Origin of the sequence: Streptococcus sp. V728, from assembly GCF_052077995.1 — a bacterium.
GTDB lineage: Bacteria > Bacillota > Bacilli > Lactobacillales > Streptococcaceae > Streptococcus > Streptococcus infantis_B.
Genome location: NZ_JBQJJH010000002.1, coordinates 361,901 through 384,451, shown reverse-complemented (window position 1 = coordinate 384,451; position 22,551 = coordinate 361,901). Strand labels below are relative to the sequence as shown.

19 protein-coding genes and 1 other annotated feature are annotated in these 22,551 nt (G+C 38.1%); of the genes, 14 read left to right on the top strand and 5 right to left on the bottom strand.

The genetic code is table 11. From position 1 onward, the window contains the following. Window positions 1-85: 85 nt before the first annotated feature. The 6 genes from rnc to ftsY all read left to right on the top strand — a co-directional run bounded on the left by rnc (window position 86) and on the right by ftsY (window position 8,159). Complete coding sequence (rnc, locus tag ACTO1Y_RS03265; RefSeq protein WP_441348335.1) at window positions 86-784, top strand: ribonuclease III; 699 nt, start codon at window positions 86-88, stop codon at window positions 782-784. After that, window positions 775-4,314, top strand: a complete 3,540-nt coding sequence (gene smc, locus ACTO1Y_RS03260) for a chromosome segregation protein SMC (protein ID WP_441348334.1) — start codon at window positions 775-777, stop codon at window positions 4,312-4,314. Before rnc ends, smc begins: the two co-directional genes overlap by 10 nt. Before the next feature lie 87 nt (window positions 4,315-4,401). Further along, the gene (locus ACTO1Y_RS03255; protein ID WP_441348333.1) at window positions 4,402-5,061 is read left to right on the top strand and encodes a trimeric intracellular cation channel family protein; all 660 of its coding nucleotides are present in this window, start codon (window positions 4,402-4,404) and stop codon (window positions 5,059-5,061) included. A gap of 114 nt (window positions 5,062-5,175) precedes the next feature. Continuing rightward, complete coding sequence (locus ACTO1Y_RS03250; protein ID WP_441348332.1) at window positions 5,176-5,967, top strand: Cof-type HAD-IIB family hydrolase; 792 nt, start codon at window positions 5,176-5,178, stop codon at window positions 5,965-5,967. Continuing rightward, the gene (locus tag ACTO1Y_RS03245; RefSeq protein WP_441348331.1) at window positions 5,967-6,785 is read left to right on the top strand and encodes a Cof-type HAD-IIB family hydrolase; all 819 of its coding nucleotides are present in this window, start codon (window positions 5,967-5,969) and stop codon (window positions 6,783-6,785) included. The genes ACTO1Y_RS03250 and ACTO1Y_RS03245 overlap by 1 nt, the downstream gene beginning before the upstream one ends. Window positions 6,786-6,788: 3 nt before the next feature. After that, window positions 6,789-8,159 (top strand): signal recognition particle-docking protein FtsY, encoded by a 1,371-nt coding sequence (gene ftsY, locus ACTO1Y_RS03240; protein WP_441348330.1) that lies wholly within the window; start codon window positions 6,789-6,791, stop codon window positions 8,157-8,159. A 39-nt stretch (window positions 8,160-8,198) separates the two neighbouring features. Here the strand turns inward: ftsY and zwf are convergent, their stop codons facing one another. The 3 genes from zwf to ACTO1Y_RS03225 all read right to left on the bottom strand — a co-directional run bounded on the left by zwf (window position 8,199) and on the right by ACTO1Y_RS03225 (window position 12,021). Beyond that, window positions 8,199-9,686: a glucose-6-phosphate dehydrogenase gene (zwf, locus tag ACTO1Y_RS03235; RefSeq protein ID WP_441348329.1), complete on the bottom strand. Its 1,488-nt coding sequence runs from the start codon at window positions 9,684-9,686 to the stop codon at window positions 8,199-8,201. 149 nt (window positions 9,687-9,835) lie between these two features. Continuing rightward, a complete protein-coding gene (locus ACTO1Y_RS03230; protein WP_441348328.1) occupies window positions 9,836-10,576 on the bottom strand; it encodes an amino acid ABC transporter ATP-binding protein in 741 nt (246 codons plus the stop codon). Beyond that, a complete protein-coding gene (locus ACTO1Y_RS03225) occupies window positions 10,576-12,021 on the bottom strand; it encodes an amino acid ABC transporter substrate-binding protein/permease (RefSeq protein WP_441348327.1) in 1,446 nt (481 codons plus the stop codon). The genes ACTO1Y_RS03230 and ACTO1Y_RS03225 overlap by 1 nt, the downstream gene beginning before the upstream one ends. A gap of 179 nt (window positions 12,022-12,200) precedes the next feature. Here ACTO1Y_RS03225 and uvrB point away from each other — a divergent pair, with 179 nt between their 5' ends. From uvrB to ACTO1Y_RS03200, 5 genes are all read left to right on the top strand, one after another. Next, a complete protein-coding gene (gene uvrB, locus ACTO1Y_RS03220; RefSeq protein WP_441348326.1) occupies window positions 12,201-14,189 on the top strand; it encodes an excinuclease ABC subunit UvrB in 1,989 nt (662 codons plus the stop codon). A 16-nt stretch (window positions 14,190-14,205) separates the two neighbouring features. Further along, entirely contained in the window at window positions 14,206-16,020 is a 1,815-nt protein-coding gene (locus tag ACTO1Y_RS03215) for a DUF2971 domain-containing protein (RefSeq protein WP_441348325.1), read from the top strand. Between the two features lie 840 nt (window positions 16,021-16,860). Further along, window positions 16,861-17,361 (top strand): hypothetical protein, encoded by a 501-nt coding sequence (locus ACTO1Y_RS03210; protein ID WP_441348324.1) that lies wholly within the window; start codon window positions 16,861-16,863, stop codon window positions 17,359-17,361. 2 nt (window positions 17,362-17,363) lie between these two features. Beyond that, a complete protein-coding gene (locus ACTO1Y_RS03205) occupies window positions 17,364-17,798 on the top strand; it encodes a hypothetical protein (protein WP_441348323.1) in 435 nt (144 codons plus the stop codon). Between the two features lie 19 nt (window positions 17,799-17,817). After that, window positions 17,818-18,285, top strand: coding sequence for an 8-oxo-dGTP diphosphatase (locus ACTO1Y_RS03200; protein ID WP_441348322.1), 468 nt, complete (start codon window positions 17,818-17,820; stop codon window positions 18,283-18,285). Here the strand turns inward: ACTO1Y_RS03200 and ACTO1Y_RS03195 are convergent. Continuing rightward, the gene (locus tag ACTO1Y_RS03195; RefSeq protein ID WP_441348321.1) at window positions 18,282-18,797 is read right to left on the bottom strand and encodes a transcription repressor NadR; all 516 of its coding nucleotides are present in this window, start codon (window positions 18,795-18,797) and stop codon (window positions 18,282-18,284) included. The genes ACTO1Y_RS03200 and ACTO1Y_RS03195 overlap by 4 nt on opposite strands. Next, window positions 18,790-19,335, bottom strand: a complete 546-nt coding sequence (locus ACTO1Y_RS03190; protein WP_441348320.1) for an ECF transporter S component — start codon at window positions 19,333-19,335, stop codon at window positions 18,790-18,792. Before ACTO1Y_RS03190 ends, ACTO1Y_RS03195 begins: the two co-directional genes overlap by 8 nt. Before the next feature lie 640 nt (window positions 19,336-19,975). Next, window positions 19,976-20,111, top strand: a sequence feature (ribosomal protein L10 leader region). Window positions 20,112-20,149: 38 nt separating this feature from the next. Here ACTO1Y_RS03190 and rplJ point away from each other — a divergent pair. From rplJ to glyQ, 3 genes are all read left to right on the top strand, one after another. Beyond that, the gene (rplJ, locus tag ACTO1Y_RS03185) at window positions 20,150-20,650 is read left to right on the top strand and encodes a 50S ribosomal protein L10 (RefSeq protein ID WP_001287274.1); all 501 of its coding nucleotides are present in this window, start codon (window positions 20,150-20,152) and stop codon (window positions 20,648-20,650) included. Between the two features lie 76 nt (window positions 20,651-20,726). Further along, window positions 20,727-21,095: a 50S ribosomal protein L7/L12 gene (rplL, locus tag ACTO1Y_RS03180; RefSeq protein ID WP_001196964.1), complete on the top strand. Its 369-nt coding sequence runs from the start codon at window positions 20,727-20,729 to the stop codon at window positions 21,093-21,095. A gap of 399 nt (window positions 21,096-21,494) precedes the next feature. Further along, window positions 21,495-22,412, top strand: a complete 918-nt coding sequence (gene glyQ, locus ACTO1Y_RS03175) for a glycine--tRNA ligase subunit alpha (RefSeq protein WP_000038760.1) — start codon at window positions 21,495-21,497, stop codon at window positions 22,410-22,412. The last annotated feature ends 139 nt before the right edge of the window (window positions 22,413-22,551 follow it).

Below are 22,551 nucleotides of genomic sequence, written 5' to 3'. Positions count from 1 at the left end.
AAGTCGTTTTAAGGGTTATTTTCTGACTATGAATTCTTTTTTTGATATAATGGAGTGTATTATAATGTTTTAGAAAGAGGTTCTTATGAAGGAATTAGAAACCGTGTTAGAGCAACGTTTTGATCTTGTTTTTTCAGATAAACAATTACTTGAAACAGCTTTTACTCACACTAGTTATGCAAACGAGCACCGCCTCTTAAAAATTTCACACAATGAACGCTTGGAATTTTTAGGAGACGCTGTTCTGCAATTATTGATTTCAGAATATCTGTACAAGAAATATCCTAAAAAGCCAGAAGGTGATTTATCTAAACTTCGTGCCATGATTGTTCGCGAGGAGAGTTTAGCTGGTTTTGCGCGTGATTGCCAGTTTGATCAGTTTATCAAGCTAGGCAAGGGAGAAGAAAAATCAGGTGGTCGCAATCGTGATACCATCTTGGGAGATGCCTTTGAAGCCTTTTTGGGTGCTCTTCTTTTAGACAAGAATCTGGCTAGAGTGAAAGATTTTATCTATCAAGTCATGATACCAAAAGTAGAAGCCGGCGATTTTGAAATGATTAAAGACTACAAGACTCACTTGCAAGAATTACTCCAAGTCAATGGTGATGTCGATATTCGTTATCAAGTGATATCAGAGATTGGACCTGCCCACGATAAGATGTTCCAAGTGGAAGTCCTTGTTGAAGGGAAAAGTCTTGGAACTGGTCAAGGACGTTCAAAAAAATTAGCAGAGCAGGAAGCCGCAAAAAATGCAGTTGAGGAAGGGCTGGATTCATGTATTTAAAGGAAATTGAGATTCAGGGGTTTAAGTCCTTTGCTGACAAGACCAAGGTTGTTTTTGACCAGGGGGTTACAGCTGTTGTAGGACCTAATGGTTCTGGAAAATCAAACATCACGGAAAGTCTGCGTTGGGCACTAGGTGAATCTAGTGTGAAAAGCTTGCGTGGTGGGAAGATGCCTGATGTTATCTTTGCAGGAACAGAAAGTAGAAAACCTTTAAACTATGCTTCTGTGGTTGTTACCCTAGATAACCAGGACGGCTTCATCAAAGATGCAGGTCAGGAAATTAAGGTAGAGCGTCACATCTATCGTACAGGAGATAGTGAGTACAAGATTGACGGCAAAAAAGTCCGTCTTCGTGATATACATGATCTCTTCTTAGATACTGGACTTGGGCGCGATTCCTTCTCTATTATTTCCCAAGGGAAGGTCGAAGAAATCTTTAACTCCAAACCTGAGGAACGCCGCGCTATTTTTGAAGAAGCAGCTGGAGTTTTAAAATATAAAACTCGTCGCAAAGAGACAGAAAGCAAACTGCAACAAACTCAAGACAATCTAGACCGCTTGGAAGATATCATCTATGAGCTAGATAATCAAATCAAGCCGTTAGAAAAGCAAGCAGCAACAGCTCGTAAATTTATGGACCTGGACGGCCAACGTAAAGCAATCTATCTAGATGTTCTGGTCGCTCAGATTCAAGCTAGTAAGACTGAATTAGAACTAACAGAAGAAGAATTAAACCAAGTTCAAGAACTTTTGACGAGCTACTATCAGAAACGTGAAGAATTAGAAGAAGAAAATCAAACACTTAAAAAGAAACGTCATGATTTACAAGCTGAAATGTCAAAAGACCAGTCCACACTGATGGATTTAACTGGTCTAATCAGTGATTTAGAGCGTAAGTTAGCCTTATCAAAATTGGAAACAGAGCAAGTCGCTCTCAATCAACAAGAAGCTCAGGCACGTTTGGCTAGTTTGGACGAAAAGAGAAATGCTCTCATTCAGGAGAAGGAAGAAAAAGAAGCAAATCTCAGTCAGTTAGAAGAAAATTTAGCGGTCAATACTAAGGAACTCAATCGTTTAGAAGCAGAATTATTAGCTTTTTCTGATGATCCAGATCAAATGATTGAGCAATTGCGTGAACGTTTCGTGGTATTCTTACAGGAAGAAGCGGATGTCTCTAACCAATTGACACGTATTGAAAATGACCTTGAAAATAGTCGCCAACAGACTCAAAAGCAAGAAGAACAATTAGAATCCTTGAAGGAACAATTGGCTTCTGCCAAGTCCAAGGCTAGTGAACAAGAGCTTGCCCTTAAATCAGCTAAAGAAGAAGTACAAAGCTTACTTGCTGAATACCAGACCAATGCCAAGCAAGAAGAAGAACAAAAGCAGGCTTATCAAAGTCAGCAAAATCAACTCTTTGACCGTTTGGATAGTCTGAAAAACAAACAGGCCAAGGCGCAAAGTTTGGAAAATATTCTTAAAAACCATAGCAATTTTTATGCAGGTGTCAAGAGTGTTCTCCAAGAAAAAAATCGCTTGGGTGGTATTATTGGAGCAGTTAGTGAACATTTAACCTTTGATGTTCATTATCAGACAGCCCTTGAGATTGCTCTCGGTGCAAGTAGCCAACACATCATCGTTGAAGATGAACAGGCAGCGACTAAAGCTATCGATTTCCTTAAGCGAAATCGAGCCGGTCGTGCGACTTTCCTACCTTTGACAACTATTAAGGCTCGGAGCATTTCTGGGCAGAATCAAGATGTGATTGCCTCAAGTCCTGGTTTTCTTGGCATGGCAGATGAACTGGTTACTTTTGATGTCAAGCTTGAAGCTATCTTTAAAAATCTGCTAGCTACGACAGCTATCTTTGATACAGTGGAGCATGCATGTGATGCTGCTCGTAAGGTACGCTATCAAGTTCGTATGGTAACGCTAGATGGAACAGAGCTACGAACAGGTGGTTCTTATGCAGGTGGTGCTAATCGTCAAAATAACAGCATATTCATCAAACCTGAATTGGAGCAGTTGCAAAAAGAAATCGCTCAAGAAGAAAAACTTCTTCGCCAAGAGGAAGAAAATCTGAAGTCAGTTCAAGAAGCCTTGAATGAACTTAGTCAAACTTTGGAGACCATTAAGTTCCAAGGGGAGCAAGCTCGTATCCAGGAACAAGGCTTGTACCTAGCTTATCAACAAACTAGCCAGCAGGTCGAAGAACTCGAAACCCTTCTAGAACTTCAGGAAAAAGAATTAAATAACCTCAGAGGTGGAGATTGGCAAGCTGAAAAGGAAAAATGTCAAGAACGACTTGCATTTATTGCAACTGAAAAGCAAAAGCTGGAATCTGAAATCGAAGAAATCAAGTCCAATAAAAATGCTATTCAGGAACGCTACCAAAACTTGCAGGATAAACTTTCTCAAGAACGTCTGCTCAAAACAGAAATGATAGGGCGAAAACGTTACGAAGTTGCGGATATTGAACGGATTAACAAAGAACTTGAGAACCTCAATATCGAGCAAGAAGAGATTGAACGTCTTTTGCAAGAAAAAGTAGACAATCTTGAAAAAGTTGATACAGAACTTTTGGCCAAGCAGGAAGCAGAAGCCAAGAGTCAAAAAGAAGAAATTCAACAGGGACTCATTCGTAAGCAGTTTGAACTCGACGACATTGAGGGACAACTGGATGATATTGCCAGTCATTTAGAACAAGCTCGTCAGCAAAATGAAGAATGGATTCGTAAGCAAACACGTGCGGAAGCGACTAAAGAGAAGATTACAGATCGTCTTCGTTATCTTCAAGGCCAGCTGACAGAGGAATATCAGATTAGCTATACGGAAGCTTTAGAGCAAGTCAATCCGTTAGAAGATTTGGCAATCGCTGAACAAAAGGTGAAGGATTTGGAGAAATCCATTCGTTCACTTGGTCCGGTCAATTTGGATGCCATTGAACAGTTTGACGAAGTACACGAACGCTTGGAATTCTTGAATACTCAACGAGATGATATTCTTTCTGCTAAAAACTTACTTCTTGAAACCATTACAGAGATGAACGATGAAGTGAAAGAACGCTTTAAGTCAACCTTCGAAGCTATTCGTGAGTCCTTTAAAGTGACCTTTAAGCAGATGTTTGGTGGTGGTCAAGCAGACCTAATTCTGACAGAAGGAGATTTATTGACTGCAGGTGTCGAAATCTCTGTGCAACCACCAGGTAAGAAAATCCAATCCCTCAACCTCATGAGTGGTGGGGAGAAGGCCTTGTCAGCTCTAGCTTTACTCTTCTCAATCATTCGTGTTAAGACCATTCCATTTGTAATTCTGGATGAGGTGGAGGCCGCACTCGATGAGGCTAACGTTAAGCGTTTTGGTGATTATCTCAATCGATTTGATAAAGACAGCCAGTTTATCGTCGTTACCCACCGTAAGGGTACAATGGCAGCAGCAGACTCTATCTATGGGGTGACCATGCAAGAATCTGGTGTATCAAAGATTGTCTCTGTAAAACTAAAAGATTTAGAGAATATGGATGCTTAGTTAGTGCTTGATACAAACTTTCAGCTAAGCATTTAGAATGACCTTTAAGAAGTCGGAAAGGTTACAAAAATAAATTGAGGAGTTTATATGGATTTTGACCTATTCCTAATGATTTGTAATTATATTGGGACTATAGCCTTTGCGGCGTCAGGAGCCATCAAAGGATTTGGTAAACGTTTAGACATTTTCGGGATTAGTTTATTGGCAATTGTAACGGCAGTAGGCGGTGGGATTTTGAGAGATTCTATTATCAGTCGTTTTCCCTCCGCTCTCGCAGATCCTGGACCGATTTATGTCTCTATATTTGTAGCGGTTATCATGTATATCTTTGTGACTTCAAAACAAGCCAATGCAAGTCAAGAAAAAAAATTCTACAAGTGGCTGAGAGAAGCTTATCTCATATTTGATTCCATTGGCTTAATTATCTTCTCTCTAATTGGAGCTACAGCTTTAGCTGATAGTAAATTGAATTTGATGTCTGCAGGGATTTTGGCCTGTTTAACGGGAGCAGGTGGTGGTATTATCCGAGACCTCCTGATCAATGAAGTTCCAAGTGTTCTAAAAGAAGACATCTATGCCCTTCTATCTTTCGTAATTGGAGTTATTTATTACTGGTTGGCCTTTGTCCTCCATTTTCCAAGAATTACTGCCTTTATTATTCTCTCAATTGTCGGTTTTGTGATTCGACTCTGTATTATTAAGTTTAAGCTCTCTTTGCCAAATATGGATAAGAGAACTTTGAACTAAGGAATAAACGAAACTTATTTTATATAGGCGTCTAATCTCGTATGGATTAGGCGCTATTTACTTTTTCTATGGTATAATAGAAGGTAGATTTACTACTGGAGAATAGAAGGATTTATGATTAAACTAGTCGCAACTGATATGGACGGGACTTTTCTAGATGAAGCTGGTCAATTTGATATGGAGCGTTTAAAAGCTCTTCTCTCTTCATATAAAAAACGAGGAATTTATTTTGCTGTTGCATCGGGACGTGGACTCTTGTCACTTGAAAAGCATTTTGCGGATGTCAAAGATGAGATTATCTTCATTGCTGAAAATGGGAGTCTCGTTCGCTTTCATGGACAAGACCTCTATGAAGCAACCATGCCACGTGATTTTTACCTGTCAACTTTTGAAAAACTAAAAACTTCACCATATTTTGATGAGAAGAAGATGCTTTTGACTGGTAAAGAGGCTTGTTATGTGCTTGATACGGTGGATGAGACCTATCTTATGTTTAGCCATCATTACAATGAGAACATCCAAAAGGTAGCCAGTCTCGAAGATATTACCGATGAGATTTTCAAATTCACAACGAACTTTACTGAAGAGACAGTAGAAGCCGGAGAAGCTTGGGTCAATGAACATGTGCCTGGTGTTAAGGCTATGACTACTGGTTTTGAATCAATCGATATTGTTTTAGACTATGTTGATAAGGGAGTAGCAATTGTAGAGCTAGCGAAAAAATTAAATCTGGATATGGATCAAGTGATGGCTTTCGGTGATAATCTCAATGACCTTCACATGATGCAGGTTGTAGGACATCCGGTCGCACCTGAAAATGCACGTCCAGAGATTTTAGAACTTGCTGAAACAGTTATCGGTCACCACAAGGACCAGTCAGTTATTGCATATATGGAGGAATTGTAATGGCAGATATTAAATTAATTGCTTTGGATTTGGATGGAACTTTGCTAACGACAGACAAGAAATTGACAGAACGTACCAAGGCAACTTTGAAGGCTGCGCGTGAACAAGGAGTCAAGGTAGTCCTAACAACTGGACGTCCCCTAAAGGCTATGGATTTCTTCCTCAAAGAACTTGGAACAGATGGTCACGATGACGAATATACCATCACATTCAACGGCGGTTTGGTTCAGAAAAATACGGGCGAAATACTTGATAAGACAGTCTTTTCAATTGATGATGTGAGCCGTATTTACGAAGAAACTGAAAAACTAAATATTCCATTAGATGCTATTTCTGAAGGCATCGTTTATCAGATTCAATCAGACCAGGAAAGTTTATATGCTCAGTTTAACCCAGCTCTAACTTTTGTTCCAACTGCTTTTGAAGATTTGTCTAGTCAGATTACTTACAATAAATGTGTCACTGCCTTTCCTCAAGAACCCTTGGATGCAGCTATTCAAAAGATTTCTCCTGAATTGTTTGACAAATATGAAATTTTTAAATCACGTGAACTCTTGCTAGAATGGTCACCAAAGAATGTTCATAAAGCGACAGGACTAGCTAAGTTAATTGAGCATTTAGGAATTGATCGAAGTCAAGTGATGGCTTGTGGAGATGAAGCTAATGACCTTTCGATGATTGAATGGGCAGGTCTTGGTGTAGCTATGCAAAATGCTGTTCCTGAAGTCAAAGCAGTTGCAAATGTGGTAACACCTATGACCAACGACGAAGAAGCCGTCGCATGGGCTATTGAAAAATATGTACTGAAGGAGAATTAAAGTATGGGATTATTTGACCGTTTATTTGGAAAAATAGAAGAACCGAAAATTGAAGATGTTGTAAAAGAAGCTTTAGAAAATATTGATTTATCTGATGATAACGAGCAAAACGATACATCGGAATCTGAAAATGCTACAGTGACAGAACCAGAAGAAGTTAGCTTACCTGCAGAACCTCAGGAAGAAACAAATGAAGACTCACCTGCAGTAGAGGTTGTAGAAGAAGCTATCATTGAACCTCTTGATGAAGTTGAAGTTTCTCAAGATGAATCAAATCTATTTGAAGAGGCAAAAAGTCCTCAAGTGGAATCATCTCACGTTGAAGATATGACTTCAAGCGATGAAGAAGAAGAGGATTTTAATCAACTTCAATCAGACGAAACAGAATCAGAAATTTTTGAAGAAGAGGAAGCAAATCAAGCAACCGAGGAAACTCCTCAAGTACAAGAGACTGTACAGGAAAAGTATGATCGTAGTCTCAAGAAAACTCGTACGGGATTTGGTGCCCGTTTAAATGCCTTCTTTGCTAATTTCCGCTCAGTTGATGAAGTATTCTTTGAAGAGCTAGAAGAACTGCTCATCATGAGTGACGTTGGTGTTCAGGTAGCATCCAATTTAACAGAAGAGCTACGTTATGAAGTCAAGCTTGAAAATGCCAAGAAACCAGAAGCCCTTCGTCGTGTTATCATCGAAAAATTGGTGGAGCTCTATGAGAAGGATGGCAACTACAACGAAAGCATTAACTTCCAAGATGGGTTGACTGTCATGCTTTTTGTAGGTGTTAATGGTGTCGGAAAGACAACATCAATCGGTAAATTGGCACATCGATACAAACAAGCTGGTAAAAAGGTTATGCTTGTTGCTGCTGATACCTTCCGTGCGGGTGCGGTTGCTCAGTTAGCAGAATGGGGGCGTCGTGTAGATGTTCCTGTCGTTACTGGTCCAGAAAAAGCAGATCCGGCCAGTGTGGTCTTTGATGGGATGGAACGCGCAGTAGCAGAAGGCATTGATATTCTCATGATTGATACAGCTGGACGTTTGCAAAACAAAGAAAACCTGATGGCAGAGTTGGAAAAAATTGGTCGTATCATTAAGCGTGTTGTGCCAGAAGCACCTCATGAAACCTTCCTAGCTCTTGATGCGTCAACTGGGCAAAACGCTCTTGTACAAGCCAAAGAATTCTCAAAAATTACTCCTGTTACAGGGATTGTCTTAACCAAGATTGATGGGACTGCTCGAGGTGGTGTTGTGTTGGCTATCCGTGAGGAACTTAATATCCCTGTTAAGTTAATTGGTTTTGGTGAAAAAATCGATGATATCGGTGAATTCAATTCTGAAAACTTTATGAAGGGGCTTTTAGAAGGTTTGCTATAAAAGAAAATCCTGCAAGAATTCTTGCAGGATTGTTTTTGATTATTCTAATCGGCCATCCTTGCGATAGGCGATATCCGGTTGCCAAGTCCATTCAGCTCCGTATTTTTTGAGTAAATCAAAGCTAGCTTGAGGTCCCATGCTACCAGCTTTGTAGTCATGAAGGGGAGCACCGTTTTCAGCCCAAAGTTTCTCAATACGGTCAATCAATTTCCATGATGCGCTTACTTCTTCCCAGTGGCTGAAGTTGGTTGAATTATTGTTCAAAACATCATAGATGAGTTTTTCATATGGGTCTGGTGAAGCACCTGTAGCAGTAGCATCGGTTCTATAGTCAAGCGAATTAGGTGCAAGCTTGAACTCTTCTCCAACTTCTTTACCGTTAAGGCTGAGAGAGAAACCTTCTGTTGGTTGGATATAGATGGTCAAAATATTTGGTGCTAGAGGCTCTCCAAAAATTGAATCCATTTGCTTAAAGACGATATTAACATGCGTTCCCTTTTCAGTCATTCGTTTACCTGTACGGAAGAAGAAAGGTACACCACGGAAGCGGTCAGTATCTACAAAGAATGTACCTGAAGCAAATGTTTCTGTCATAGATTCAGGGTTGACATTTGGTTCGCTACGGTAAGAAATATATTTCATGCCATCGACTTTACCAGAACGATATTGGCCACGGATAAATTGTTCTTTGAGTTCCTCGTCTGTAGGTTGGTAGAGGTTCTTGAAGACCTTGATTTTCTCCGCACGAATGTCATCTTTGGTAAAGCTTGCGGGCTTATCCATAGCTAGGAGTGATAGAAGTTGTAGAGTATGGTTTTGAACCATATCACGAAGGGCACCAGACTCATCATAGTAGCCACCACGTTCTTCAACACCGAGACGCTCTGCAAAGGTAATCTGAACATTATCGATGTGCTCACGATTCCAAACATTTTCAAAAATCATATTGGCAAAACGAATGGCAAAAATGCTCTGAATCATTTCCTTACCGAGATAGTGGTCAATACGATAGATTTGGTCTTCGTTAAAAGTAGCAAGGAGTTCTTCGTTTAGTTTGCTTGCAGTCTCATAGTCTGTTCCAAAAGGTTTTTCAACAATCAAACGTTCAAAGCCTTTACCGTCAACGATTTGCTCTGACTTGAGGTGCTTGGCGATGGTACCAAAGAATTGAGGTGCCATTGAGAGGAAGAAAAGTTTGTTGTGTTCAGCTTGATATTTTTCGTTTAACTCAGCCTGAAGCTTGCGTAATTCGATGTAGTGCTCAGTGTCATTAACATCGTGACTTTGATAGTAAAAATGACTAGCAAATGCTTGAGCTTCTTCTACGCTATCTGCCAAGTCCAAAATAGATTCGACAACAACAGATTCGAAATACTCTTTACTCCAAGGTCTACGAGCAGTTCCAATAACAGCAAAATGATCAGATAGATTACCTGATTTGTAAAGTCTAAAAAGTGAAGGGTAGAGCTTGCGTTTAGCCAAATCTCCACTTGCACCGAAAATTGTAACAATAACTTTAGATGACATCCAGCTACCTAATTTCTATTTTGTTTCCTAGTCCAACTAGGCAGGGGAAAACCCCATTTTCATATCCTTTATTTTATCATAATTTTCTAAAAAATCCAAAATTCCAATACAAGTAAGAAAAAAACTGCAAGGGATACCTTGCAGTTTTTTTAAGCGTTGAGGACCTTGTCCAAAAATTCTTTTAGACGAGGGTGTTGTGGGTTATCAAAGATTTGATCAGGAGTTCCATCTTCTAGAAATTCACCGTCTGCAGTAAATATAACACGATTGGCAACCTTACGAGCAAATCCCATCTCGTGAGTTACGATGATCATGGTCATGCCTTGCTCTGCCAATTCCTTCATAACGTTAAGAACGTCGCCAACCATTTCAGGGTCAAGGGCAGAAGTTGGCTCATCAAAGAGCATGATATCAGGGTTCATTGCTAAACCTCGAGCAATAGCTACACGTTGTTTTTGTCCACCAGACAAACTATCAGGATTAGCATTGGCCTTGTCAGCAAGTCCAACTTTTTCAAGAAGTTCCATCCCCAATTTTTCAGCTTCTGGTTTGGTTAATAACTTATGCTCGATAGGAGCAAAAATGATATTTTCCAAGACAGTCATATGTGGAAAGAGATTGAAGTGCTGGAATACCATTCCTACATTTTCACGAACATGGTCCACGTTGGTTGCTTTGTCAGTCAAATCATAACCATTAACTGTGATATGACCTTTTGTACCTTCCTCAAGGAGATTCAAGCTACGCAAGAAAGTTGACTTACCTGACCCAGAAGGACCGATGATACAAACAACGTCACCTTCGTAGAATTTTACAGAGATTCCTTTTAGTACCTTGTTTTTCCCATATTGTTTATGTAAATTATCGACATCAATTTTTAATTTTGCCATTATTGAATCCTCTTTTCTAAGCGTTTTGCTAGTCTAGTTAGAAGAGTGATAATCGCAAGGTAAAAGACTGCGAGAATTGCGTACATTTTGAAACTTTGGTAGTTACGAGCAATGATAATCTTACCAGTTTGGAAGAGTTCTACCAAACCGATCGCAGATACGATCGTTGTATCTTTCAATGCGATAACAAATTGGTTAACGAAATTTGGAAGCATGAGTTTGGTTGCTTGAGGCAAGACAATCTTACGCATGGTTTTTCCATATGAAATACCCAGACTTCGACTAGCTTCCATTTGCCCAACAGGAACGGCCTTGATACCACCACGTACGATTTCAGCGATGTAAGCTGCTGAGTTTAGGGAGAGGGCTATTGTACCAGCGACAAAGTCGTTGATTGGGTTTTGTTGTCCTGTAAGAGATTCGATAAAGTTAGGAATGCCCCAGAAAATAAATGCTGCAAGAATCATCAATGGAATACCACGGATCACATCGACAAAGATTTCTGAAATCAAACGGAGTGATTTATAAGGACTGACGCTAAAAATACCAAAGACAATTCCGATAAAAATCGCAATTACAAATGAAATAAGGGCTAATGAGAGAGTAATTCCAAGTCCGCTGAGGAGTTGTTTGTAGTTGTTTTTCAACAATCCCCAAATAGTTGTTTCATCAGCAGTTGAACTTGTAGTAGTAGAGTTGCTTGCTAGATACTTATCAAGAATTTTTTGGAATTCTCCATTTGCTTTAAGATTTGCAAGTCCGTTATTGAACTTCTCTAGCAATTCTGGATTACTTCCTTTTTTTACAGCAAAAGCAGTTTCGCCAATTGGTGTACCTTCGATAGGTGTTTTCAACTTTTGTCCTTGACTGATAGAATATTTAATAACAGGTTCGTCATCCATAACGGCATCAATTGAACCAGTATTTAAACTATCATACATAGATGCAGCATCTGAAAAGGTCTTAATTTTGTATCCGTATTTGCTTTGATTCTCGTTTAAGAATGTTTGTGAAGCAGTACCGTTTTTCACACCTACAGTCTTACCGTTCAAATCTTCATAAGAAGAAATGGTACTTGATTCCTTAACTCCAAGAATAGTATTAGCTGTATAGTAAGAATCAGAAAAATCAAAGGTTTCTTTACGAGCATCAGTCACTGACATACCTGCAATGATACCGTCTGCTTGTCCAGATTGGACTGCGTTAATAGCAGCATCAAAACCAGGATTGGTAATCTCTACCTCAAAGCCTTGGTCTTCAGCGATAGCCTTGATTAGATCCATATCGATACCAGTGTATTGGTTGCTTGAGTCCTGGAAAACAAATGGTGCAAATGATGAGTCACTGGCAATGACATACTTGGTTTTTTCTGTATCAGCTTTTGCTAATCCTAGTGAAAAAATAGGAAATAAAATAAGCAAACATGCTAGGATTTTTTTCTTCATGTGATGTCTCCTTTCAGGGTATTTTCAAATTATAGCAGAAAAAATTGTATCCGGCAAATATTTTATATTTATATGTTAGAAGATATAACATATAATAAAGTGAGGTGGTCTGTTGAGAAACAGAAACTCTTTCCTTTTTATGGTAAAATAGAAGGATAGAAAATGTGTATGAGGCTATTATGATCAATAGAATTACAGACAATAAATTTAAACTAGTATCTAAATACCAACCGTCTGGGGATCAACCGCAGGCTATTGAGCAGTTGGTAGATAACATCGAGGGTGGTGAAAAAGCTCAAATCTTGATGGGGGCGACTGGTACAGGGAAAACCTATACCATGAGTCAGGTGATTTCCAAAGTTAATAAACCAACTCTAGTCATCGCCCACAATAAGACCCTAGCAGGCCAGCTCTATGGGGAGTTCAAAGAATTTTTCCCAGAGAATGCTGTCGAGTATTTTGTTTCCTACTATGATTATTATCAGCCTGAGGCTTATGTGCCATCTAGCGATACCTACATTGAGAAGGACAGCTCTGTTAATGACGAGATTGATAAGCTTCGTCACTCAGCAACATCAGCTCTATTAGAACGCAACGATGTCATCGTTGTCGCATCTGTTTCTTGTATCTATGGGTTGGGTTCTCCTAAGGAATATGCTGATAGTGTGGTGAGTCTGCGACCAGGACTTGAGATTTCTCGTGACAAACTTTTGAATGACTTGGTTGATATTCAGTTCGAACGTAATGATATTGACTTTCAACGTGGGAAATTCCGTGTACGTGGCGATGTGGTAGAGATTTTCCCTGCTTCGCGTGATGAACATGCCTTCCGGGTTGAGTTCTTTGGGGACGAGATAGACCGCATCCGTGAGGTTGAAGCTCTAACTGGTCAAGTCCTTGGTGAAGTGGACCATTTGGCGATTTTCCCAGCCACTCACTTTATGACCAATGACGACCACATGGAAGTAGCTATTGCTAAGATTGAGGCTGAGTTGGAGGAGCAGTTAGCTATCTTTGAGAAGGAAGGTAAGCTCCTTGAAGCCCAGCGTTTGAAACAGCGTACGGAGTATGATATTGAGATGCTCCGTGAAATGGGTTATACAAATGGTGTCGAAAACTACTCCCGTCACATGGATGGACGAAGCGAAGGAGAGCCTCCGTATACGCTTCTTGATTTCTTCCCTGATGATTTTTTGATTATGATAGATGAGAGTCATATGACCATGGGGCAAATTAAAGGGATGTATAATGGAGACCGTTCTCGTAAGGAAATGTTGGTTAATTATGGTTTCCGTTTACCTTCTGCCCTAGACAACCGTCCTCTTCGTCGTGAAGAATTTGAAAGTCATGTTCATCAGATTGTCTACGTTTCAGCGACGCCAGGTGATTACGAGATGGAGCAAACAGACACCGTGATTGAGCAAATCATCCGTCCAACAGGTCTTTTGGATCCAGAAGTGGAAGTGCGCCCAACTATGGGACAGATTGATGACCTCTTAGGTGAAATCAATGCCCGTGTTGAAAAGAACGAGCGTACCTTTATTACTACCTTGACCAAGAAAATGGCAGAAGATTTGACTGACTATTTCAAAGAAATGGGCATCAAAGTCAAGTACATGCACTCGGATATCAAGACCTTGGAGCGAACGGAGATTATTCGTGATTTGCGTCTTGGCGTTTTTGATGTCTTAATCGGGATTAACCTCCTTCGTGAAGGGATTGACGTTCCAGAGGTAAGTTTGGTTGCCATTCTTGATGCTGACAAGGAAGGTTTCCTCCGAAATGAACGTGGTCTAATCCAAACCATCGGTCGTGCTGCCCGTAATAGTGAAGGACATGTGATTATGTATGCTGATACTATGACTCAATCCATGCAAAAAGCTATCGATGAAACAGCCCGTCGTCGTAAGATTCAAATGGCTTATAATGAAGAGCATGGTATTGTCCCACAAACTATCAAGAAGGAAATCCGTGACTTGATTTCTGTTACAAAAGCTGTTGCTAAGGAAGAAGACAAAGAAGTCGATATCAATAGTCTTAACAAACAAGAACGCAAAGAATTGATTAAGAAACTGGAAAAACAAATGCAAGAAGCCGTAGAAGTGCTTGATTTCGAGTTGGCAGCGCAAATCCGTGATATGATGTTGGAAGTCAAGGCGTTGGATTAGGGAAAGGAAAAAAGAAATGGATATATTAGATGCTTATAAAAATGGTGCTTACTATTTTGAATTAGAAACTGACATACGGTCTTTAGATAACATAGATAGTAAAGTAGAGAAAATTAAGAATATAACTGAAGCTTTTTTACAATTTTCTCCAAAAGAAAAATGGGAAAAATTAGAAACAACTTTATATATAATATTAGAATTTAGTAACCTTGTCGATAAAACAATTTTTAAGAATTTTTTATTGGATGCAGAATCATTAATTAAAGAAAATGCTGAAGCTTCTATTGATGCTGATATTCTATATAATTACTTACGGTCTTTGAACAACTATATGGGAAAAAATATTGTAGTTGAGGACTTTGAAGACTTTTTGTATGATGATAGCATTTTCTTTTTAATTATTAAACGTATTAAAAATCTTGATTTAAATGGTATTGATGAATTTGTTTGTTATGGCATACTCAATATAATGCTGACAATTTTTGAAAAAGGTAAAGATTTTGAAAGAGTAAAAGAACAAATAAAACAAGATTTAGTATCTGTTTGTGATATAATTCTTTTAAATTTTCCATTCGGCTCCATAGCTTTTCAATATTTTCAACTTGATAACATCGTAAAGTTTTTTAAAGCGGAACATTTAGATATAATTAATCAGTTTTATAAAAATAATCCTGATCATTATACTGTAAGATTTTATTTGATGTGGTTAGAGACTAAACATACAGATATTATCAAAGAATCTATAGAAACACTTAAAACTATATTGAGTTATGAAGACTCAGATATTTGGAAAAGTGCAATTCTTAAGATATTAGAGAAAGAGAATGAAATACAAGATGAAGAGAAAAGAAATTTACAAGAAATTCAAGTAGATGAATTGGGGAAAATTGCAAACACTCTCATAGATAAAATTCGCTCACTTTTGACAATTAATGCTCAAGACCTTGAAAATAGTGAAGAATTTGGTCATTATACTAAAATTGAAACTTTAACGAATCATTTAATTAAAACAATAAAATCTGGCGATGCAAGTAAACCTGCGTATTTGAGATTAACAAATTCTAAACAATTAAATGATCCTATGGAAGGAAGAGCTGTCTATGATTACTTGGAAATAGAAGATTCATCGGAATGCTATCAGAATTCCAATGTCTTCTTATCTTCAATGACAACTATATCAGATAGTCTTCCAATGTGGAAAGAATATGCAGAAGAATCTAGAGGTGCATTTTTACAGTACGATAAGAAGTATTTGCAAAAAATAATTGAACATGAAGCATTAGAATTTGTGAGAATATTCTATTTAAACAATACAAGGGAAGACGATTCTGATATTGTTAAAAAACTTAATGAATTAAAAAGGGTAATTAAGGAATTAAAAGGTAGACATACTAAAGAGAGCAAATTGATAATGACAACTATCTTTAAAAATTTAGCAAAAATATCTTACCTTTTTAAGGTGTCTGATTATGAATATGAGAGTGAGTTTCGTATACTAATCAACTTTGATGATTCGGAAATAGAGCGACTACTTAATCCGAAGCACTTAACAGATGATAGAATTAAAATAGAAGAAATCATAAGTTTATCAGGTAGTATTGGCCTAAGTGAAAATGAGGAATCCGGTTATGATGATTTTAGGAAATATATTCACTTAGAATCAAAGGAGGATGGGCGATATGCTTTATTTGTATACATCAATTTATTACCTTTGAAATACTCAAAAGTAATTCTAGGTCCAAAGGTTACGGATGCAGACTATATTGCTCCTTATCTCAAACTTGCTAATCCCGATATAGAGATAGAAAGTTCGAAAATTCCTTATCGTTAAGTTGAGAAAAATTTAAAGAAGAAGATTATTTTACAAAATTTATTTCAAATGGGATTGATAGTGCAGAGTTGCCAGATGCTATTTATACTGTCTCTTACTACTATGGTGCTAAAGGTTATCGTTCAGGAAGCAGTGTCTCTTTAAAAATTCAGAATCATAAACTTATAAGTTACGAAAAAAACAGAACTGGTAGGATTTAGCTGATAAAATTAAACTTATCAGATTGTATCTCAAAAATGAGATTATAATATAAATCTCTTTGAACAGTTATTAACACGAAAGATTAAAAAGCAATGAGTAAGAAAGACAGTACACAGAAAAAATCAAAAAAATACTATAAGCCAAATCAAAAAATAAGTTGGCCGGATAAAGTAAAGTTGTGGTTGCTACAGCATTCAAAAATAGCCTTTCTATTAGATAGTAGTATATTTTTTTATCAGCTTTTGGGATAATCTATTTGTGGCTTGGGACAACTCTTGTTTCAAAACCCTATCAAAACTTCAATTATGTCTTTCCGCTCTTTCTGAATCTTATCTTCTTAGTGAACATGCTTTATCAAGGTGTTTTTAGAGATAATTTCGATGGAATGCTGACAATACAAGATTTTGCAGATCCATTCTTGTACCTAAATGGAGTAGGTTTGTTGTTTCACTCATTTTTCGGAATAATGGGTCGAAATAGAAAGACTATTCCTCCCTTGCTAACTGTAGACCGCCGCTACATCTGGTTTCCTATTCTTACCTATGTAGTCTTCTTTCTTGTGGCTATGTTGATCATTTTAATTTCCAAGCATCTTGATAACAAAAAGAGAGAAGAAGAAAATGGGGAAAATCCACTCAAATGAAAAATAATCAAAGAAAATCAAATACAAAAAAGGATCTATCAAGGAAAGAAAGTTTTCAGCTCTGGCTAGATTCTCATAAAATTATAGGCTTTTTCCTGATCCTTGGTCTCATCTTAGGATTAGGAGTAGGTATTAATCTTATTTTTAATAGTCTTCCTATTCCGTCGCCCTATAGAGATATCAATTATAGTTTTCCATTATATTTAAATCTTTTTTGTCTGGTGTATCGATTATTTGACTATTGGTTCCTAGACTTGTCTGGGGCAAGGATGACAATAAAAAGATATGCAGATTTATTTATCTATCTTAATAGTATAGGTTTAATAGTCCATCTCTTTATCGGGGTTGGTGGAAAAAATAGTAAAGGGATTTTGCCATCTCTCTTATCCCTAGATCACCGCTATATCTGGTTCCCTATAGCAACCTATCTGATCTTTTTCAGTTTGGCATTTATTATAACTCTAGTAATGAAATATATTGAAAAGAAAAGGAGTTAATCATGACGAAACATCTAACTGTTTTTAGAATTATTTACCTTTTGTTCCTGGTATTTGTACTGATTCATTTTATCTTAGGTTTGTTCGGTTTAGCTTTTACACCTATCGTGTGGAATATCTGGTTTTTGGCCCTTGGCTTAACCTTGTTTATTCATCCATGGACAATCTTCTATAAGACTAGAATTTTTCAATGGCATCATCTTATTTTTCAGGCTCTCAGTGGTTTTTTTGCACTTTTAATCTGGTTGATGATATTCTTTTTCCTATCTTTCATTCCAGACTCATCGATTCCTGTCAGTATAGACTATCAAGTTAATACTAAAGACAAGGAGATAAGGATTAATAGAGGATCTTTTCTTGATGATATTCGAGAATATCACGACTGGATTAATCCCTTGTTTATGAAGTCTAAAATTAAATATATGATAGAGAATTAAAGATTAGAAAGTGAGTCCTATGTCCCGAGCACAATTAACCATTCTTACCAATATTTGTATGATTGAAGATCTAGAAAAGAAGCGCGTGGTTATGCAGTATCGATCACCTGAAACCAACCACTGGTCTGGCTATGCCTTTCCAGGAGGTCACGTTGAAAATGGAGAGGCTTTTGCAGAGTCAGTTATCCGAGAAATCTATGAAGAGACAGGTCTGACGATTCGAAATCCCCAACTTGTCGGCATTAAAAATTGGCCGTTAGATACAGGTGAGCGTTACATTGTCTTTTGTTACAAGGCGACTGAGTTTACTGGGGCTCTCCGTTCTTCAGAAGAAGGAGAAGTTTCCTGGGTACAAAAAGACCAGATTCCAAATTTGGATCTGGCCTATGATATGTTACCTTTGATGGAGATGATGGAAGCTCCAGATAAGTCAGAATTTTTCTACCGTCATCGTACCGAAGACGGATGGGAAAAGGAAATATTTTAGTCTTTTACCAAATATCCTAACTTGTCCAAGGCCTTCTCGATATAGAGGAGGTCTTGTTCGTTTTCAGCTTCGACTAGGTGATAATGGACGCCATCTGTTAATTCAGATAAAGGACGGAAATCAGACGTCTTGACCTGGTTTAAAAAGTGCTCGACATCGCGTCTACAACTCAACTTGAGAAGGGTTTCGATTTCACCGTAGACAGGATGATCAATGAGAATATTTTGCACCCGACCTCCGTTATCAACGATAGCAAGTAGTTCCTGCTCCATATCTTCCTCTCTATGTTTAACCTTAAAGAGTTTATGAACAAAAGAATTGGCTTTATTTTCTTTATAAATATAGCCACGATTGGTTGATAGAATGGGAGCCCCATTAGCACGCAACACAGCGATATCCTGGACAATGATCTGTCGAGTCACGTGAAAATGTTCTGCTAAATTTTGGCCGTTCATTGGCTTTTGAGCTTCCTTTAAAAGTTTAATAAGTGATTCTTTGCGGTCTTTAGTCATGTTTTACTTTCTTAACGGCGTTTTTTAAGGCTTTATACACAGCCAGTGCCAAGTAATAGTCTATCATACTATGAACAATAGTTCCAAAACCAACTAATACAAAGAGAACATAGAACATGTTTTTTAGGACAGTTCCTGTACTTGCATAAAAGATGATACAAGCAAAGACTTCCGCGATAGCATGTACTATACCAAGTACAAAGTTAAAAATCAAGGAAGATTTCTTGTTGTCCAAGGTTTGAGGATGTTTTTGAAGGTAGAAAGCTCCCAGGGTTCCAAAGAAGATATGAGAGAAGGCGCGAAGTACGATGACAATTGGATAACCCGCTAGCAGGAAGCCGATACTAGAAGCAATGATGACAAAAATTGCCATCCAAGGCGAGAGAAACATAGCGATAAAAATAGCTACGTGACTTCCAAGAGTGTAGGAAGCGGGTGGGATAACGATTTTAAATGGCATCACTATAGGAATCAAAATAGCGATAGCTGTCAGCAATGCGGTTAAAGTCATGAATTGGGTTTTCTTTTTTGTATTCATCATAACTCCTTTTATCTGTATATACTGTTGTATAGTACACTATATATTTTTCCCCGTCAAGAGAGAAATTGAATTTTGAGGAAAAAATAGTTAAAATAAAGTAAAGTATCTTAGAAAGAGCAGAGAGTCAAGATGATAGATATTCTTTATCCAATTTTTATCATTCATTTTATATCTAAGCAGAAAAAAATAGGATTCCAAGTATCAAAATTCACAACATTTACAGCCTATAGTTTTTTGATTATATCTTTAATTAGAATTGCATTTGGATCCTTAGGACTATTCCTTTTCTCGATTCCCATATTCGGTTTCCTCTATTTTGCAGTTATAGGTGAAATTCTTTTTCATATTAGCATCATTTACGGAATCATTTTACTTTTCTTGTCCTTAACTTGTTTCTTAGATAGTCAAAAAAGTAATCAGGATATCCAAATAACAGAAAATTCTCCATTTATATTTCATGTGTTAATGTTGATCTTTCATGCGCTCTTAATCTATACTACCTTGGTACCAATCTTTTCCATTCAATGATAAAATCTAATTATTTTCTTCCATAAACATCAGTAGAAGCAGGACAAAAAATAATCAATTTTTTTTACAAAAAGACTTGCTTTGAAGTAACAAGTGTGATATACTTATTAACGGTTTGAAAAAACTGCCTAAGACAGTAGGGGAGCTCGACTCATAAATATCCTACCGAGGACAAAACGTATCATGTAAAAAGAAGCGTATTGTACTTTCGTGTCTAGGTTTGGGCGCGTTTTTCTTTTGGAAAAATTCCCCAAGCAAAATAATTACGGAGGTGAACACACTAATGAGTGAAGCAATTATTGCTAAGAAAGCGGAACTAGTTGACGTAGTAGCTGAGAAAATGAAAGCTGCTGCATCAATCGTCGTTGTAGACGCTCGTGGTTTGACAGTTGAACAAGATACAGTTCTTCGTCGTGAGCTTCGTGGAAGCGAAGTTGAGTATAAAGTTATTAAAAACTCAATCTTACGTCGTGCAGCTGAAAAAGCTGGTCTTGAAGATCTTGCATCTGTTTTTGTTGGACCATCTGCAGTAGCATTTTCTAACGAAGATGTTATCGCACCAGCGAAAATCTTGAACGACTTTGCTAAAAACGCTGAAGCACTTGAAATCAAAGGTGGTGCAATCGAAGGCGCTGTCGCATCAAAAGAAGAAATCGTTGCTCTTGCAACTCTTCCAAACCGCGAAGGACTTCTTTCTATGCTCCTTTCTGTACTTCAAGCGCCAGTTCGCAACGTTGCTCTTGCAGTCAAAGCGGTTGCAGACAACAAAGAAGACGCAGCTTAATCATAAGCTACGCAGCGTAGCCTAGCTACAAAAAATTATAAAAATTAAAATTAAACTTATTTTGGAGGAAATAACAATGGCATTGAACATTGAAAACATTATTGCTGAAATTAAAGAAGCTTCAATCCTTGAATTGAACGACCTTGTAAAAGCTATCGAAGAAGAATTTGGTGTAACTGCAGCTGCTCCTGTAGCTGTTGCTGCAGCTGGTGCTGCTGACGCTGGTGCTGCTAAAGACTCATTTGACGTTGAATTAACAGCTGCTGGTGACAAAAAAGTTGGCGTTATCAAAGTTGTACGTGAAATCACTGGTCTTGGACTTAAAGAAGCTAAAGAACTTGTTGATGGTGCACCAGGTGTCATCAAAGAAGGCGTTCCAACTGCAGAAGCTGAAGAAATCAAAGCTAAATTGGAAGAAGCTGGAGCTTCAGTTACTCTTAAATAATAGAGCGACTACACTTGTAGCTAAAAAACATGATTAAACCACTATTCTTAGGAGTAGTGGTTTTTCTTTTGTCCGAAAAGTGTTACAAGAACAATAGTTGATCTATCTTTAGATTATTTAGTAGTGATTCCTTATGTAAAAAATTTACTTTTTAATTCCTTTTTGTTATAATAGATGGCAAGAAAGAATATCTTATCAGTAGATCCTAAGCGAGCCTGTGGTAGTGGGAGTCAGGTGGTTAAGAGATAAGTGTGGCGCTTTTGGTATTTTAATGAAAAATAATGAAGTAATAAATTAGGGTGGAACCGCGTTTTTGACGCCCCTAGGTCACAGACTTAGGAGCAGAGACTTGGTTCTTTTTGTATCCAAAGTCGTTAGAATTTAAAAAAGGAGTAGAAGATGTCTAAAAAACTAACCTTCCAAGAAATTATTTTGACTTTGCAACAATACTGGAATGACCAGGGTTGTATGCTGATGCAGGCTTATGATAATGAAAAGGGTGCGGGAACCATGAGTCCTTATACTTTCCTCCGTGCCATCGGTCCTGAGCCATGGAATGCTGCTTATGTAGAGCCATCTCGTCGTCCAGCAGATGGTCGTTACGGGGAAAACCCAAACCGTCTTTACCAACACCACCAATTCCAAGTGGTTATGAAACCATCACCTTCAAACATCCAAGAACTCTACCTTGAGTCGTTGGAGAAATTGGGAATCAATCCTTTGGAACACGATATTCGTTTCGTTGAAGATAACTGGGAAAACCCATCAACTGGTTCAGCTGGTCTTGGATGGGAAGTATGGCTTGATGGTATGGAAATCACTCAGTTCACTTACTTCCAACAAGTAGGTGGTTTGGCAACAGGTCCTGTTACTGCTGAGGTTACCTACGGATTGGAACGTTTGGCTTCTTATATTCAAGAAGTAGACTCAGTTTACGATATTGAGTGGGCTCCAGGAGTGAAATACGGAGAAATCTTCCTTCAACCAGAATACGAGCATTCAAAATACAGCTTTGAAGTTTCAGATCAAGATATGTTGCTTGAAAACTTTGAGAAATTTGAAAAAGAAGCAGGACGTGCTTTGGAATTGGGTCTTGTTCACCCTGCCTATGATTACGTTTTGAAATGTTCACATACCTTCAACTTGCTTGATGCTCGTGGAGCGGTATCAGTTACAGAACGTGCAGGTTACATTGCCCGCATCCGTAACTTGGCTCGTGTCGTAGCCAAAACCTTCGTTGCAGAACGCAAGAAACTCGGCTACCCACTTCTAGATGAAGCCACACGCGCAAAACTCCTAGCAGAAGAGGAAGAATAGACAGAATTACAGGAATAAATGACTGAAAGTCGACCGTAGGTCGCTAAATAAAACAAGACCGCTGTAGTGAAAGTCGGATAAGAAGTTTCTTATCCGACTGGGGAACTGACGAGACTTAAGGCTTGACAGTTAGCAATGA